This window comes from Mycobacterium sp. RTGN4 (genome assembly GCF_033804635.1).
GTDB lineage: Bacteria > Actinomycetota > Actinomycetes > Mycobacteriales > Mycobacteriaceae > Mycobacterium.
The window spans coordinates 223,946-238,789 of record NZ_JAPZLB010000010.1 but is presented as its reverse complement, the minus strand read 5'-3'; the positions used below and the strand labels follow the sequence as shown (position 1 = coordinate 238,789).

The 14,844-nt window shown below is 65.5% G+C and carries 14 protein-coding genes and 1 other RNA gene; 3 read left to right on the top strand and 12 right to left on the bottom strand.

Annotation, left to right across the window (positions count from 1 at the left end; all coding sequences use genetic code 11):
- Positions 1–189 precede the first annotated feature (189 nt).
- Complete coding sequence (locus SLQ30_RS22450) at positions 190–2,922, top strand: helix-turn-helix transcriptional regulator (protein WP_319448577.1); 2,733 nt, start codon at positions 190–192, stop codon at positions 2,920–2,922.
- 14 nt (positions 2,923–2,936) lie between these two features.
- Here the strand turns inward: SLQ30_RS22450 and SLQ30_RS22445 are convergent, their stop codons facing one another.
- The 10 genes from SLQ30_RS22445 to prfB all read right to left on the bottom strand — a co-directional run bounded on the left by SLQ30_RS22445 (position 2,937) and on the right by prfB (position 11,210).
- Positions 2,937–3,965: a cutinase family protein gene (locus tag SLQ30_RS22445; RefSeq protein WP_319448578.1), complete on the bottom strand. Its 1,029-nt coding sequence runs from the start codon at positions 3,963–3,965 to the stop codon at positions 2,937–2,939.
- A gap of 142 nt (positions 3,966–4,107) precedes the next feature.
- Positions 4,108–4,476, bottom strand: a transfer-messenger RNA (tmRNA) gene (ssrA, locus tag SLQ30_RS22440).
- A gap of 79 nt (positions 4,477–4,555) precedes the next feature.
- Entirely contained in the window at positions 4,556–5,557 is a 1,002-nt protein-coding gene (locus tag SLQ30_RS22435) for an alpha/beta hydrolase family protein (RefSeq protein ID WP_319448579.1), read from the bottom strand.
- A 113-nt stretch (positions 5,558–5,670) separates the two neighbouring features.
- On the bottom strand, positions 5,671–6,516 hold the full coding sequence (locus SLQ30_RS22430) for a DMT family transporter (RefSeq protein ID WP_319448783.1): 846 nt from the start codon (positions 6,514–6,516) through the stop codon (positions 5,671–5,673).
- Complete coding sequence (gene smpB, locus SLQ30_RS22425; protein ID WP_319448580.1) at positions 6,513–7,013, bottom strand: SsrA-binding protein SmpB; 501 nt, start codon at positions 7,011–7,013, stop codon at positions 6,513–6,515. The genes SLQ30_RS22430 and smpB overlap by 4 nt, the downstream gene beginning before the upstream one ends.
- 1 nt (position 7,014) lies before the next feature.
- Complete coding sequence (ftsX, locus tag SLQ30_RS22420) at positions 7,015–7,911, bottom strand: permease-like cell division protein FtsX (RefSeq protein WP_319448581.1); 897 nt, start codon at positions 7,909–7,911, stop codon at positions 7,015–7,017.
- A complete protein-coding gene (ftsE, locus tag SLQ30_RS22415; RefSeq protein ID WP_319448784.1) occupies positions 7,912–8,601 on the bottom strand; it encodes a cell division ATP-binding protein FtsE in 690 nt (229 codons plus the stop codon).
- Between the two features lie 41 nt (positions 8,602–8,642).
- Positions 8,643–9,143, bottom strand: coding sequence for a hypothetical protein (locus SLQ30_RS22410; RefSeq protein ID WP_319448582.1), 501 nt, complete (start codon positions 9,141–9,143; stop codon positions 8,643–8,645).
- Positions 9,140–10,105: a mechanosensitive ion channel family protein gene (locus SLQ30_RS22405; protein WP_319448583.1), complete on the bottom strand. Its 966-nt coding sequence runs from the start codon at positions 10,103–10,105 to the stop codon at positions 9,140–9,142. The genes SLQ30_RS22410 and SLQ30_RS22405 overlap by 4 nt, the downstream gene beginning before the upstream one ends.
- On the bottom strand, positions 10,095–11,210 hold the full coding sequence (gene prfB, locus SLQ30_RS22400) for a peptide chain release factor 2 (RefSeq protein ID WP_319448584.1): 1,116 nt from the start codon (positions 11,208–11,210) through the stop codon (positions 10,095–10,097). The genes SLQ30_RS22405 and prfB overlap by 11 nt, the downstream gene beginning before the upstream one ends.
- A gap of 163 nt (positions 11,211–11,373) precedes the next feature.
- Between prfB and SLQ30_RS22395 the strand changes: the two genes are divergently transcribed.
- Positions 11,374–12,738 (top strand): FAD-dependent oxidoreductase, encoded by a 1,365-nt coding sequence (locus SLQ30_RS22395; protein WP_319448585.1) that lies wholly within the window; start codon positions 11,374–11,376, stop codon positions 12,736–12,738.
- 5 nt (positions 12,739–12,743) lie between these two features.
- On the opposite strand, the gene SLQ30_RS22390 is transcribed toward SLQ30_RS22395, so the two are convergent.
- Entirely contained in the window at positions 12,744–13,145 is a 402-nt protein-coding gene (locus SLQ30_RS22390) for a PPOX class F420-dependent oxidoreductase (RefSeq protein ID WP_319448586.1), read from the bottom strand.
- A gap of 58 nt (positions 13,146–13,203) precedes the next feature.
- On the opposite strand from SLQ30_RS22390, the gene SLQ30_RS22385 reads away from it, so the two are divergent.
- Positions 13,204–14,487: an HNH endonuclease gene (locus tag SLQ30_RS22385; protein ID WP_319448587.1), complete on the top strand. Its 1,284-nt coding sequence runs from the start codon at positions 13,204–13,206 to the stop codon at positions 14,485–14,487.
- Here the strand turns inward: SLQ30_RS22385 and SLQ30_RS22380 are convergent.
- Complete coding sequence (locus SLQ30_RS22380) at positions 14,484–14,840, bottom strand: hypothetical protein (RefSeq protein ID WP_319448588.1); 357 nt, start codon at positions 14,838–14,840, stop codon at positions 14,484–14,486. The two genes, SLQ30_RS22385 and SLQ30_RS22380, sit on opposite strands and share 4 nt — an antisense overlap.
- Positions 14,841–14,844: the final 4 nt, after the last annotated feature.

Here is a 14,844-nt window from a genome sequence, read left to right as displayed (position 1 = left end):
GGTCAACTCCACCACTGCCTGCACACCGGCCTGCACTACGACGAACACGTTGCGTTCCCACCTCCTCTCCAACTCGCGGCTTGACTCTTAACTTCGTGAGATGTCTTTCTCGACACGATCACCGTCACACCCCGGTCCACCCTGGCGAATCAGGTGACCCCCCTAGTTTTTCTCTCCTACGATCGATCGATGCTGGTCGGCCGCGAACCCGAGCAGCAGCGCATCGCGACGCTGATCGCCGGTGCGCGGGTGCGGCAAAGTGGCGTGCTGGTCATTGCGGGTGAGGCCGGCATCGGCAAGACCGCGCTGCTGGAGGACACGGCACGTACTGCCGAGATGCGCGTGCTTCGTGCGTCCGGTAGCGAGTTCGAGACGGGCCTCGGCTTCTCCGGACTTCATCAGTTGCTGCTCCCCGTGCTCGGCATGCTCGACCACTTGCCGACCCAGCTGAGGGCCGCGCTCGAAGTGGCGCTGACGCTGCACAGTGGTCCCGCGCCGGAGCGGTTCGCGGTCGGGGTCGCCGCGTTGAGTCTGCTGAGCCGGTGCGCCGAGGACCGTCCGCTCCTGTTACTCGTCGACGACGCTCATCTTCTCGACCCGGCGACCGCCGAGACTCTTCGTTTCGTCGCACGCCGCCTGGTGGCCGACCCGATTGCACTGCTCGCTTTCACGCGACCCGAACCCGACGCGATTCTGTACACGACAGGTCTGCCGACACTGCAACTGACCGGGCTCGGAATCGACGCCGCCACGGCATTGATCGCCCAGGAGTCCGGCACGTCTTCGACTCCGGACACCGCGGCCGCACTGCACCGTGCGACCGCAGGCAATCCGCTTGCGCTGTTGGAGCTTTCGCACGATCTCGACAGCGCCACCCGGCTGCCTCCCGAGTTGCCCGTCGCAGTTCCCGATGCGATCGCACGGGCATTCGGAGGTCGGGTGTCGACGTTGACCGAACCCGCACGACGTGCGTTGCTGGTCGCCGCGATCGCGAATGGCGAGCTCGCCACCACCGCGCAAGCCGCTGCGGGGCTGGGCTGCACCATCGACGACCTGGCGGAAGCCGAGGCAATCGGCCTGCTGAGCGTGGCCGCGGGCCGTGTGGAGTTCCGTCACCCACTGGTACGCCCCGCGATCTATTCGACGGCGACACCGGGGCTGCGCCGCGACGTTCACCGCGCCGTGGCCGCCGTGTTGCCGGAGTCCGCAACCGAACTGCGCGCCTGGCACCTCAGCGAAGCCTGCGTCGGCCCCGACGACGAAGTAGCCAGTGCTCTCGACGCCGTGGCCGAAAGTGCCAGTGCGCGTGGCGCCTTCGCGGTGACGGTTGCTGCGCTCACTCGCGCCGCCGAACTCACGGCGCAGCATGAGCTGCGGTCGAACCGGATGCTCGGCGCCGGGGAGTCAGCCTGGCTTGCCGGGCAGCCACAGCGAGCGGACGGTCTGCTTGAAAAGGCAGCCGCGCTGGCCACCGACCGCGCGACGCTAGCCGAAATCGACGAGTTGAGGGGAAACCTCGCGCTACTCACGGGATCACTGCGCGAGGGCCGCGAAATGTTGCTTCGGGCTGCAGAACTCAGCGAGTCGTCAGATCCGGACGCGACAGTGATGCGCCTGGCCGATGTGATCTCCGGATCCTTCTACGAGTGCGATACCGCAAGCGCACTTGCAGCCGCCGACCGCGTCGAACGAGTGATCGGTGACTGCCGGACCGACGTCGCGCGCATCCGCGGTCAGATGGCGATCGGGGTAGCGCGCGTGCTCGCCGGTGGGGCTGGCGTGCAATGGATCCGAACCGCTGTCGACGCGTTGACGATTCATCCGGAGCTCCCGCACGACCCCAGAAGGCCACACTGGTCGGTGATCGGCACCCTGTTCCTGCGGGAGGCGGCGTCGGGGCGCGCCCTCATGAGTCGAGCCGTACACGATGACCGGGCACGAACAGCGTTGGGGGCCTTGCCCGTTCTGCTGTTCCACATGGCCCGCGACGACGCGACCACCGACCGCTGGGCCTCCGGACTGACTGGGTACGACGAATGCATCGCCTTGACGAGGGAAACCGGTCAGAGCACCGGCCTTGCGGTGTCGTTGGCTGGCCTGGCGTGGTTGCAGGCGCGGATGGGGCGCGTCGAAGAGTGCACGGCGCACGCCGACGAGGCACTCGCACTGGCCGAGCGTCATGGCGTCACGCTTGCCAAGCTGTGGGCGCAGTTCGCCATGGGCGACCTGCATCTGGCCCTCGGCGACGCGACGGCGGCCGCCGACTGCTATCGCGAGCTGCAGACGACGTTGAACGACATCGACTTCCTTGACGTCGATCTCGCGCCGGGGCCCGAACTCGCCGAGGCGCAACTGCGCAATGGCGACACGCCAGGTGCGGCTGCGACCGCACGTGAATACCTGCGTCGCGCCATGGACAAGGGCCAGCCGTGGGCGCTGGCGCGCGCACACCGCGCCGTGGCGATGACCTCCCCCGAGGCCGCCGAACGGACATCACAGTTCGAACAGGCCCTCGAATTGCACAGCGGCAGTCCCGACTTGTTCGAGGAAGCCCGAACGCGGCTCGCCTATGGCGTGACCCTGCGCCGCAACCGCAGCCGAGTGGCGGCACGGCCTCAGCTGCGCCTCGCACTGGACGCGTTCGAACGGCTTGGGGCGCGCCCATGGGCGGACGTGGCCGCGAACGAACTCGACGCAACCGGCGAGAAGGTTCGGCGCGGAAGCGACGGGTACCTCGGCGTGCTCACCTCCCAGGAGATCCGGATCGCTCGGATGCTCAGCGAGGGGCGAACGACGAAGGAGACTGCGGTGGCCCTGTTTCTGAGCCCCAAGACCGTCGAATATCACTTACGCCACGTCTACCAGAAACTTCAGATCAGCTCGCGAGACGAATTGAGCGCAGCCATGGCGATCGAAGACTAGCGGCACAGGACCCGTCAGTGGACCGCCGACACCAATCCGAGTTGGGGGGAGGTCGAGTCAGGCCCATGTTGCGACGGGTCGTACCCAGGCGGCGGCCCATACCCCTGCGTCGGGTCGTAACCCGGTCCGGGCGGCGGCCCATACCCGGGCGCTTGCGAGCCGTATCCCGGCTGCGGCCCATACCCAGGCGCTTGCGAGCCGTACCCCAGCGACGGGTCGTACCCCGGCGCCTGCGAGCCATATCCCAGCGACGGGTCATACCCTGGCGCCTGCGAGCCATATCCCAGCGACGGGTCGTACCCCAGCGACGGCCCGAACCCTGGCACTGTCTGACCGGTCCCAGCCAGAAGCTTGGATGCAACGAAAGCTGCTGCCTGAGTGGTGTACACGGGGATGTAGCCCTCGGTGTGTCCGCTCCACTCGTTGCCCGGCCCGGCGTGACAGATCGGGTCGTTGGGGTTGCACAGGTCGATCGCCTTGGAACCGAACAGTGCGCTCTGGCTCGGCAGCGATCCGCCGGCGCGGTCGGCCACGTCGCCGAAGGTGGCGACCGCCGCGACGTTGTCCGCGAGTTCGGGCGGTAGCGCACTGCCCCACGTGATCCCGGCGACGGGGATGCCGGCCACGATGTTGACGATGCTCGCGCCTTGCGAGTAGCCGCCCAAGACGATCTTGGTGTTGGGGCAGGACGACACCGTTGATTTGATGTGGGAAATCGCATCTTTGGCGCCGTCACCGCCATGCAGCTGCAACTTGCCTGCCTTGTAGTTCACCGCGTACGTCCCGATGTTCAGGCCGGGGGCCTGCTTGCGCAGCGAGTCGACGAGGGCATCGCCGACACGGCCCATGCCGGCCGGCTCGTCGGTGCCGCGGGCGAAGACGACCTCGGCGTCGGAGCAGTCGGCGGCCGACGCTACCGGCGCCGCGTGTGGGGTGACGAGTAGCGCGGGGGCGATGAACAGTGCCGAAGCGCCCAGCCCGGCCCAACGACCGGCAAATCGCGTGCTGGCCGCCCGCGGGCTACGTCTGCGGTGAGGAGACATTCCCCGAATTTACTCGTATCCAGGACAGATGGGTCTTCTGTGACATATGGAAACGCACAGGATCTGCGCGAACGCATGACCCCGAATAATTGACGAGCAACGAAAGCAGGCCAGGGACTTATGTCCCTGACCTGCTTCTTTCTGGTGGAGCTGCCGGGAATCGAACCCGGGTCCTACGGCATTCCCTCGAGGCTTCTCCGTGCGCAGTTCGCATTGTCTCTACTCGGATCTCTCAGTCATGCGAACAAGCCGAGATGACGATCCCAGTCGCTGTTTGGTGTCCCGATAAGTCCCGCGACCGGACGAATCGGTTTGTCCCTCTAGTTGGCGCCAGGATCCGGGTCGAGGGCACTCCCGGTCTGACGGACTCACAGTCGCTTAGGCAGCGAGAGCGAAGTCGCGCTGATTGGAATCGGCGCTTAATTGGTTGCATCGACGCTTACGGTGGTCTCTTGCCTGCACCGGCACGCTTCCCTTGATTCGATGCGCGAAGTCGAAGCCGTTCAGCCCCTCGCACCCCTACCGAACTTCGGCAAGACACTCCATTCTAGCCGTGGGTACGACAAAGACCAACGTCGTTACGTCCTCGACTACTTCACGCCGAGTGCAGGCCCGATTGTCGTGTTCCACGACTCCTGCATCTCCGACTCGAAGAGGCCCCATGAGTGGGAACCCTGCGGCCGGACGATATAGGTGACCGGGACTCCGGCAGCTTTGGCGGCATCGGCGAACTGCCGCGTGCTGTCGGCGACGATGCCCTCGATGAACCCGCCGGTGAAGTTGTTGGAACCCGGAGGCAACTTGTCGACGTCGCCCTGCCCGCCACCAGATGCGGCCGCGTAGACCGCGGTGCCCTTGAGCTTCCCGACGTTCACCGTCGGGTCGTGCGCTACCCACAACGGGCCACCCTGCGGTCCCCACATGTCGTCGGCGTTGGCACCGCCACCGCTGAGCGTCAACGCGACATTCTGGGCGCCCGTGGACGGAGTCAGGAAGCCGCTGTAGGAGCCGACGGCCCGATAGAGCCCCGGCGCCTGGATCGCGTAATCGACGGCGGTACCGCCCGTGCTCGACAAGCCACCGACGGCGTTCTTGCCGTTGGTCTTGTACTGCGCGTTGATCAGCGGCGGCAACTCCCGCGTCATGTAGGTCTGGTACTGCTTGCTGCGATCATTGATCCAGTCGGTGTACCAGCTGAACTGACCACCCAGCGGCGATACGACGTTGACGTTCTTGTTGCCGAAGAACCCCTGAAGGTCGGTGAAGCCGAACCAGCTCTTGGTGCCAGGCGCGAAGTCAGCACCGGGGTCCAAGTTGTCGCCGCCGTCGATGCCCGGCAGCAGGTAGAAGGTGGGCGCACCCGAACGTGGCGATTTGAGTACGTCGTTGACGACGACCTTGTCCATCGCCGGCGAGTAGACCGACACCTTGTCCCAGCGGTCATTGACGTGCTGGATGTCGGTGATGTGAGCTCCGCCGCCAGAGTCGGGCGGAGCCGCGACGGCATGTGGAACGGATAGCAGCGCCGAAGCGGTCAGCACTGCGATCGAGACGGCAAAACCCTTGAATCCCCTGTGTAATCCCCTGTGCACGCGCTGATGCTAACCGACGAATTGCGGTTGGCGAGTCAAGATCAACGCGGGTTTCGAGACCGACGAGCCCGCTCCTAAAGCATGATCCACATCAGCAACGCGCTGCTGAGGGGTCAGCCCCGCGCAATCATTGCTACCGCAAACAATGCCAAGAGCATCCCGAGCACCTGCCACCGAGTCACCCGCTCCCTCAGCACGATCATCGCGAGTGCGACCGTCGCTGCCGGATACAACGAGATCAACACACTCGCCAGCGAGAGCATGGACGCCTGCAGCGCCAAAAGCATCGCGACGTTGGCGATGGTGTCCAGCACACCAGCGGCCAACGCCAACCACAGCGGCACGCCGGACGGCACCGCCAGGTTTCGGGTGACCATCGCAATGACGAGCACGAGCGCACTCGCCGAGATCCGCGCGAACACCAGCGGCCACAGCCGGGCCTCCACGGGCGCCTGGTCGATGAGCACGAAGTTCAGCCCGAACGCCAGCCCCGAGCCGACCGTCAGCCACGCGACCTTGGTGGTAAACCGGTGCGGACTCGAATCCTCGTCCCGGACTTCACGACTCACCAGCACGACGGCCAGCAGGGCCACCGCAATGCCGGCATACGCGACGGCCGAGGGTCGCTCCCCCAGCGCCACCCCGGCGACCACGGGAACCCCAGCCACCAGGATGGCCGTCAGCGGCGACACCACCGAGATGGGGCCTGAGCCAAGCGCCGCGTAGAACCACCACACGCCGAACGCCTGACTGATTCCGCACAACGCGCCCCATACGACGGCGCCCGACGAGACGTGACCCCCAAATCCGAAGGCCAGCAAGGTCAACAACACCATCGCCACCGGGTAGGACACCAGGACCACGCGAAGGGCAGCCACCCGACGCGACGCGACGCCGCCGACGAAGTCGCTCACGCCATAGCCGACCGCCGACAGCAGGGCGAAGAGAATCCCGGTCAGGACTTGCCCTTGGCGCGGCGGCCCATTTCGTTTCGGATTTCCCGGTCCGCATCGCGGCGGGCCAGCGCCTGCCGCTTGTCGTGGGCCTCCTTGCCGCGGGCGAGCGCGAGCTCCACCTTGACCTTGCCATCGGAGAAATACAGCGACAGCGGCACCAGCGTGAAGTTCCCGTCGCGCAATTTGCCGATCAGCGTGTCGATCTGGCTGCGATGCAGCAGCAACTTGCGGTTGCGCCGCGGTGCGTGGTTGGTCCACGTGCCGTGGGTGTACTCGGGGATGTGTAGGTTTCGCAGCCAGATCTCGCCGTCGTCCACGGTGGCGAACGCGTCGGCGAGCGACGCTGCACCGTCACGCAGGCTCTTGACCTCGGTACCCATCAGCGCGATTCCGGCCTCGAACGTATCGAGGATCGAATAGTTGTGCCGCGCTTTGCGATTGGTCGCGACGATCTTGTTCTTGCCGGACTTCGCTGCCCCGGTGGCGGCCTTCTTGGCCACGCTAACGCCGCACGTATATTCGCAGCGTCACGTAAGCAGTCACGCCGGCCATCGCCACCCCGACGAACAAGAGGATCGGCGCGATGTACAGGATGTCCGCATAGTCGATCGTGGATATCAAGTTGGCCTTGGTGAACTGGCTCAACGCGTCTTCCAGGAAGAAGACCCGCACCAGGATCAGGCCAATGATCGACAGCACCACCCCGATGAACGCGGCCAGCATCGCCTCGACGAGGAACGGCAGCTGCGTGTACCACCGACTCGCCCCGACCAGCCGCATGATGCCGACTTCGTTCCGGCGCGTGTAGGCCGCAACCTGAACCATGTTGGCTATCAACAGGATCGCACCGATCGCCTGCACCAATGCCACGGCGAAGGCGGCATTGCTCATCCCGTCGAGCATCGAGAACAGTCGGTCGACGAGGTCCTTCTGGTTGGTCACGTTCTGTACGCCGGGCAGAGTCCGCATCGCGGCGTCGAACTCCTTGTGGTTCTCCGCATCGTTGAGCTTGACGATGAACGACGCGGGGAAGGTGTTCCTGCTGACCCCAATTTCCTTGAACTGCGGGAACTTCTTGATCGCGTCGTTGTAGGCGTCTTCGTGACTCAAGAAGCGCACTGACTTCACGTCGTTGCGATCATCGATGGTCTTGCGCAGCGCCTGGCACGGATCAGCGTCGCAGTTGGGATCGTTGGCCGAGACGTCGTCCATGAGGAAGACCTGGCTCTCGACGCGATCCAGGTAGATGTCACGGGAGCTGTCCGCCAACCGGACCACCAGGAGCCCGCCACCGAACAGGCCGATCGAGATGGCCGTCGTCAGGATCATCGCGACGGTCATCGTGACGTTGCGACGAAGCCCGGTGAGGACTTCGTTGACTAGAAAGCCGAAGCGCACTTATCGATCCATTCCGTAGACGCCGCGCTGTTCGTCACGAATCAGGCGGCCAAGTTCGAGTTCGATGACGCGCTGGCGCATCGAGTCGACGATGTGGTGGTCGTGGGTGGCCATCAACACCGTCGTGCCCGTGCGGTTGATCCGCTCGAGCAGATCCATGATGTCCTTGCTGGTGTCGGGATCGAGGTTTCCGGTCGGCTCGTCTGCCAGCAGCACCAACGGCCGGTTGACGAAGGCGCGGGCGATGGCCACGCGCTGCTGCTCGCCGCCGGAGAGTTCGGTGGGCAGCCGGTTGGACTTACCGGACAACCCCACCATCTCCAGCACGTCCGGCACGACCCGGTTGATGACGTCCGCGCGCTTGCCGATGACCTCGAGCGCGAAGGCCACGTTCTCGAACACCGTCTTCTGCTGCAGCAAGCGGAAATCCTGGAACACGCATCCGAGCACCTGGCGCAGGCTGGGGATGTGGCGGTTTGCCAGCTTGTTGACGTGAAACTTCGAAACCCTGATGTCACCGTGCGTCGGGGTGTCCTCGGCGAGCAGTAGACGCATGAACGTCGACTTGCCCGAACCCGATGGCCCGATGAGGAAGACGAACTCGCCCTTGTCGATCTTGAGTGAGACGTTGTCCAGGGCTGGCCGTGCCGAGGATTTGTACTGCTTGCTCACGTGGTCGAGGGTGATCATCACGGCACGCCAGTGTAGCCGGACGTCGGCCGTGCCCTGGACTACCCGGGCGCCAGCGGGGTCGTCGTCACCGGTCCCAGCCCTGGAATTGCCGTAATGCTCGGGTTCGTCGTTGGCGTCCCCGACCTATTGGGCACCGGAAGCAGCGGCGACGTCGAGGTGGTCGTCGCGGGCAACGGCCCTGGACCATCGGGGTCGACGACGGTCGTCGGCTCGGTGTCGCTCGACGTCGGAGGGGTCGGCGACTCGCTCTCCGTCGGAGTGGGCTCGGTCGTCGTGGTCGTCGTGGTCGTGTACTTCGGCCGCTCCTGGACGTTGGTCCGCGGCACCCACGTGTACTCGGGATCGGGCACGAACCCCGGCGGGACGATCTGGGCAGGCTCTTCGGCCGGGGCGGGCGCCGGCGGCTGGTAGTGCTGATAGAGCCACGACGTGAAGAAGAAGGCGGCGATGAGCGCGAATGTCGAGGAGCGCATCCGCCCCCAGAACAGGTAGTTGGGCCAGCCGTGGTTTTCGCCCACCTTGCGCAGCGTGAACTTCACTCGTCACCCACCGGCCGCTGCGGCTCGACCGCGGCGCTGGCGGTCGCAGAAATCGCCCCGATGGTTGGCGTGACCTCGCCCGGCGCGACGATGCCCGCGCGCCGAAGCGCGCGGACCACCTGCACGCGCAGCCGCCTGCCTACCTCGAACTGCTTGCCAGGCAGGGTGCGCGCCACCATGCGCAGGTTCACGGTGTCCAATTCGATCGACTCGACGCCCATCAGCTGCGGGGCATCGAGTAGCAACGCGCTCATCTGCTTGTCCTCCATCGCGCTGTCGCAGACCTGATGCAGCACGTCGTTGACCTTGTTGAGGTCTGCCGTCGTGGGCACCGGAATGTCGACGACGGCCCGCGCCCAGTCCTTCGACTGGTTGACGGTCTTGACGATCTGACCGTTCGGGATGGTGAACACCTCACCCTCACTGGAGCGCAGTTTGGTGACGCGCAACGTGACGTCCTCGACGGTGCCTTCCGCGGGCAACGCGATGCCTGCCACGGTCAGCGAGACCAGATCGCCGAACCCATACTGCTTCTCGGTGATGATGAAGAAGCCCGACAGCAGGTCCTGGACGATGCGTTGCGCGCCGAAGCCGAGCGCTGCGCCCAGGACGGCCGCGGGTGCCACCAGCGAGCCGACCGGGATGGCGATGATGTCGGTGATCTCGACGAGCACAATCACCAGGAGCACCGCAATCGACACCCAGGAGATCACCGATGCGACCGCCTGCCGGTGCTTGGTGCTCTCGCTACGAACCAGCTGATCGCTTTCCTGATATTGGGCGTCGATGCGCCGGGTGATCTTCTGTGCCGCCCAATTGATGAAGCGGGCCGCCAGGATCGCGACGATCACCAGCATCACGATGCGAAGGCCGCGGGTGATAATCCACTCGCCGAAGCCGCCCCGCCAGAAGTCGTGCCAGCGTTGCGCGAATTGGATTGCTACGTACGTTTTATTCGTCATCTTTCCTATTGCGCCAACGGATTCCCGCTTCCAGGAAGCCGTCGATGTCGCCGTCGAGTACTGCCGCTGGATTGCCTACCTCGTAGTCGTTGCGCAGGTCTTTGACCATCTGGTACGGGTGCAACACGTACGAGCGCATCTGGTTGCCCCACGAACTTCCGCCGTCACCCTTGAGCGCATCCATCTCGGCGCGTTCTTCTAAACGTTTGCGTTCCAACAACTTTGCCTGCAGAACGCGCATCGCCGAAACCTTGTTCTGCAACTGCGACTTTTCGTTCTGACAGGTCACGACGATACCGGTGGGAATGTGGGTCAATCGAACCGCCGAGTCGGTGGTGTTGACCGACTGACCACCTGGCCCACTGGAGCGGTAGACGTCGACGCGGAGGTCGCCTTCCGGGATTTCGATGTGGTCGGTGGTCTCGACCACCGGCAGCACCTCGACTTCGGCGAACGAGGTCTGGCGGCGACCCTGGTTGTCGAACGGACTGATCCGCACCAAGCGGTGGGTGCCCTGCTCGACGGACAGGTTGCCGTACGCATAGGGCGCGTGGACCGCGAACGTCGCGCTCTTGATGCCCGCCTCTTCGGCGTAGGACGTGTCGAAGACCTCAACGCCGTAGTCGTGCTTCTCCGCCCACCGGATGTACATCCGCATCAGCATCTCGGCCCAGTCGGCGGCGTCCACCCCGCCGGCGCCCGAACGGATGGTGACGACGGCCTCCCGCTCGTCGTACTCCCCCGACAGCAGCGTGCGAACTTCCATCTGTTCGATGTCGGCGTGCAGCTTGGACCGCTCGGCATCGGCTTCGGCGAGCGCATCCGCGGCGCCCGCCCCCTCCTCCTCGGAGGCCATCTCGTAGAGCACCGGTAGGTCGTCGATCCGGCCGCGCAACTCCTCGACGCGACGGAGTTCGGACTGGGTGTGCGACAGGTCGCTGGTCACCTTCTGAGCGCGCGTCTGGTCGTCCCACAGCTTGGGATCGGACGCCTCCTGCTCCAGATTGACGATCTTGGCCCGCAGCCCGTCGACATCGAGCACCCGCTCCACCGTCGTCAGCGTGGCGGAGAGTGCGGCGATATCAGCTTGAAGGTCGGGATCCACGGGAGTTCAGGGTACCGATCGCATGGCGGGACGCTTAGCGCGTTGGCCGCGGGATCCCAATCACGGGGGTTTAGCATCGGCGGAGTAACCCGCTCGGCGACGTCCGCGACAGCCCCTTGCGCGCCAGTCGGGCAGCACCAGTAGCCCTCGAAAGGCTTCTCATATGCGCCCATATCACGTGGCGATCGTCGGCTCCGGCCCCTCGGGGTACTTTGCCGCCGCCTCGCTGTTGAAGTTCGCCGACGCGACCGAGCATCACGACGTGCGCGTCGACATGCTGGAGATGCTGCCGACGCCGTGGGGTCTGGTGCGCTCGGGCGTCGCTCCCGATCATCCGAAGATCAAGACCATCAGCGCCCAGTTCGAGAAGACGGCGCTCGATCCACGTTTCCGCTTCTTCGGCAACATCAAGATCGGCGAGCACGTGGCGGCGGCCGAACTCGCCGAGCGCTACGACGCCGTGGTCTACGCGGTTGGGGCGCAGTCGGATCGACCGCTCGGAATCTCCGGCGAGGACCTGCCGGGGAGTATCGCCGCCGTCGACTTCGTGGGCTGGTACAACGCCCACCCCCATTTTGGGGAGATGACGCCCGATCTATCCACCGGTCGGGCCATCGTCGTGGGCAACGGCAACGTCGCGTTGGACGTGGCACGCATCCTGGTGAGCGACCCCGACGAGCTCGCGAAGTCCGACATCGCCGACCACGCACTGGAGTCGTTGCACGGACGCGGAGTCGAGGAGGTCGTTGTCATCGGCCGCCGCGGGCCCCTTCAGGCCACCTTCACCACGCTGGAGTTGCGCGAACTCGGTGATCTCGAGGCCATGGCCGACGTAGACGTGATCGTCGACCCGGCGGACTTCGAGTCAATCACCGACGAGGCCCTCGAGGCCGCGGGCAAGACCGTCAAGCAAAACGTGAAGGTGATGCGTGGCTATGCAGCTACTGCGCCGCAGGGAGCCAAGCGCCGCATCGTGTTTCGATTCCAGACCTCACCCATCGAACTCAAGGGCGACGAGCGCGTCGAGTCGATCGTGCTCGGTCACAACGAACTGGTCGACGAGGACGGACGACTGATCGCCAAGGACACCGGCGAGCGCGAAGAGCTGCCCGCACAACTGGTGGTGCGCGCGGTCGGCTACCGGGGCGTGCCAACACCCGGCCTGCCATTCGACGACCGGTCCGGCACCATCCCCCACACCGACGGCCGGATCGAGGGCAGCCCGAACGAGTACGTCGTCGGCTGGATCAAGCGCGGTCCGTCCGGCGTGATCGGTAGCAACAAGAAGGACTCGGCCGCGACGGTCGACACCCTGCTCACCGATCTCGAGGGGCGGACGTTGACCGAATTCGCCGACGATCATTCCGAGGCGCTCGTCGAGTGGCTGCTGTCGCGGCAGCCCAAGCTGGTGACCGACGACCACTGGAAGCTGATCGACGAACACGAGCGATCGTCGGGTGCGCCTCATGGCAGGCCGCGGGTGAAGCTGACGAGCGTGGCAGAACTACTCCGGATCGGCCACGGCTGAGCTGGTCAGCCGCGGGCCGGCGGCGTGACCTTGTCGGCCTCGATCGTGATGAGCACACGGGTCTCGTTCGGGTTGCCGCTGAAGTTCGGGTACGGGATCCCGAGGTACTTGTGCGAGATCTCGTCGATGCTCTGCCGCCCGCCTTCGGTGGTGGTGGCGACGACACGGCCGCGCACGGCGTAGTAGCGGAACACGTCGTCGGGGTCGACGACGTTCAGCGCGATGCGGGTATCGCGGGCGAGGTTCTTCGCCTTCTGCATGCCGTCGACGATGTTGAGTACGACGTGGTCACCGTCGGTGGTCACCCAGGTCTGGGTGAGTTGTGGCGAGCCGTCGGGCATCAGGGTGGCGACGAAGCACGGGCTTGGCTTACGAAGTAGGTCAAGCAATCCGTCGGGCAATGGCATCTGGACTCCTGTGAATAGATTCTCGACGTGGTCATACCCGCTTGCTAGTATCGAACGTATGTTCGAACTGGGCATGCTCGATCCGGATGCCGACGAGGCGGCGCTGATAGCGCGCATCGCGGAACTGGAACGGGCGAAGTCTGCCGCAGCCGCCGAACAAGCGAAAGCGACCGCGGCCTTCGACGCCTCCCGGCGGGCGCGCGAGGCGTATGCCGGGGTGCCTGCGGCAAAGCGGGGCAAGGGCTTGGCCAGTGAGATCGCGTTGGCGCGCCGCGACTCCCCCAACCAGGGCGGGCGGCACCTCGGGTTCGCCCGCGCGCTGGTTCACGAGATGCCTCACACCCTGGCCGCGTTGGAGGCCGGGGTGCTCTCGGAGTGGCGGGCCACGCTGATCGTGCGGGAGTCGGCATGCCTGAGCGTCGAGGATCGGCGGCGGTTGGATGCCGAACTGTGTGCCAACCAGAAGGCGTTGGAAGGGCGTGGCGACGCAAGGATCGCGGCGGGCGCCAAGGCCATCGCCTACCGACTCGATCCCCAGGCCGTAGTGGACCGTGCGGTGCGCGCGGAGGCCGAACGCACCGTGACCATCCGACCCGCGCCCGACACCATGTCGTACGTGACCGCGTTGCTGCCGATGCCCCAGGGCGTCTCGGTCTACGCCGCGCTCAAGCGTTCCGCCGACAGTTGCGGTGACGGACGTGGACGCGGTCAGGTCATGGCCGACACGTTGGTGGAGCGCGTCACCGGACGTCCGGCTGACTCACCAATGCCCATCGCGGTGAACCTGGTGATCTCCGATGAGAGCCTGCTGGCCGGCGACGCCACCCCGGCCAAGGTCTCCGGCTACGGGCCGTTGCCCGCGGCCATCGCGCGCCGGTTGGTGTCAGACGCAGTCACCGACGAGCGGTCGCGCGCCAGCTTGCGTCGGCTGTACTGCCATCCGGATTCAGGAGCACTGGTCGCCATGGAGTCTCGCGCCCGGCTGTTTCCCAAGGGCCTGGCGCACTACATCGCGCTGCGCGACGACACGTGCCGCACGCCGTACTGCGACGCGCCGATACGCCACACCGACCACGCCACCCCGGATGCCCGCGGCGGCAAGACCAACGTGGTGAACGGCCTCGGCACGTGCGAAGCGTGCAACTATGCCAAGGAAGCGCCCGGCTGGAAGGTCACCACCGCCAGCGACGAAGATGGTTGTCACACAGCCGAATACACCACACCGACCGGTGCACGCCATTGGTCGCAGGCACCGCCGCTGCTCCCTGGCATCCAGATCGTGCGGGCCAGTCTGCTCGAGGGTCGACTCCGCACCGAAATCGACAAGCTGTTCGCCGCCTAGTTGGTCGGCCCATACGACGGCGGCGGTTCTGGTGGTGCCGCAGGCGCGAAAGTCCAATTGTCGGGGTTCTTCTGCGAGTACACGACCGGTATCAACGCGCCCATCGAAGGCCAGCTGTTCACGTCGACGGCCAACCGTTGATAGACGTGATGCTCGTTGACGGTAGGTCCGGTGATGAGGCCGCTGATGGTGACGAACTGCTGGCCTTCGGCATCGGGTCGTGGACTGACACCGGTGACCAGCAACGTGCCGTGGGCCTGTTCGCCGGTGCGGGGTCTACGACGCATGAACCGCGGACCTAGGAGCAGTACTAGCGCCCCGACCAACAGCAACACCATCGCGATTTCCCACACCCGG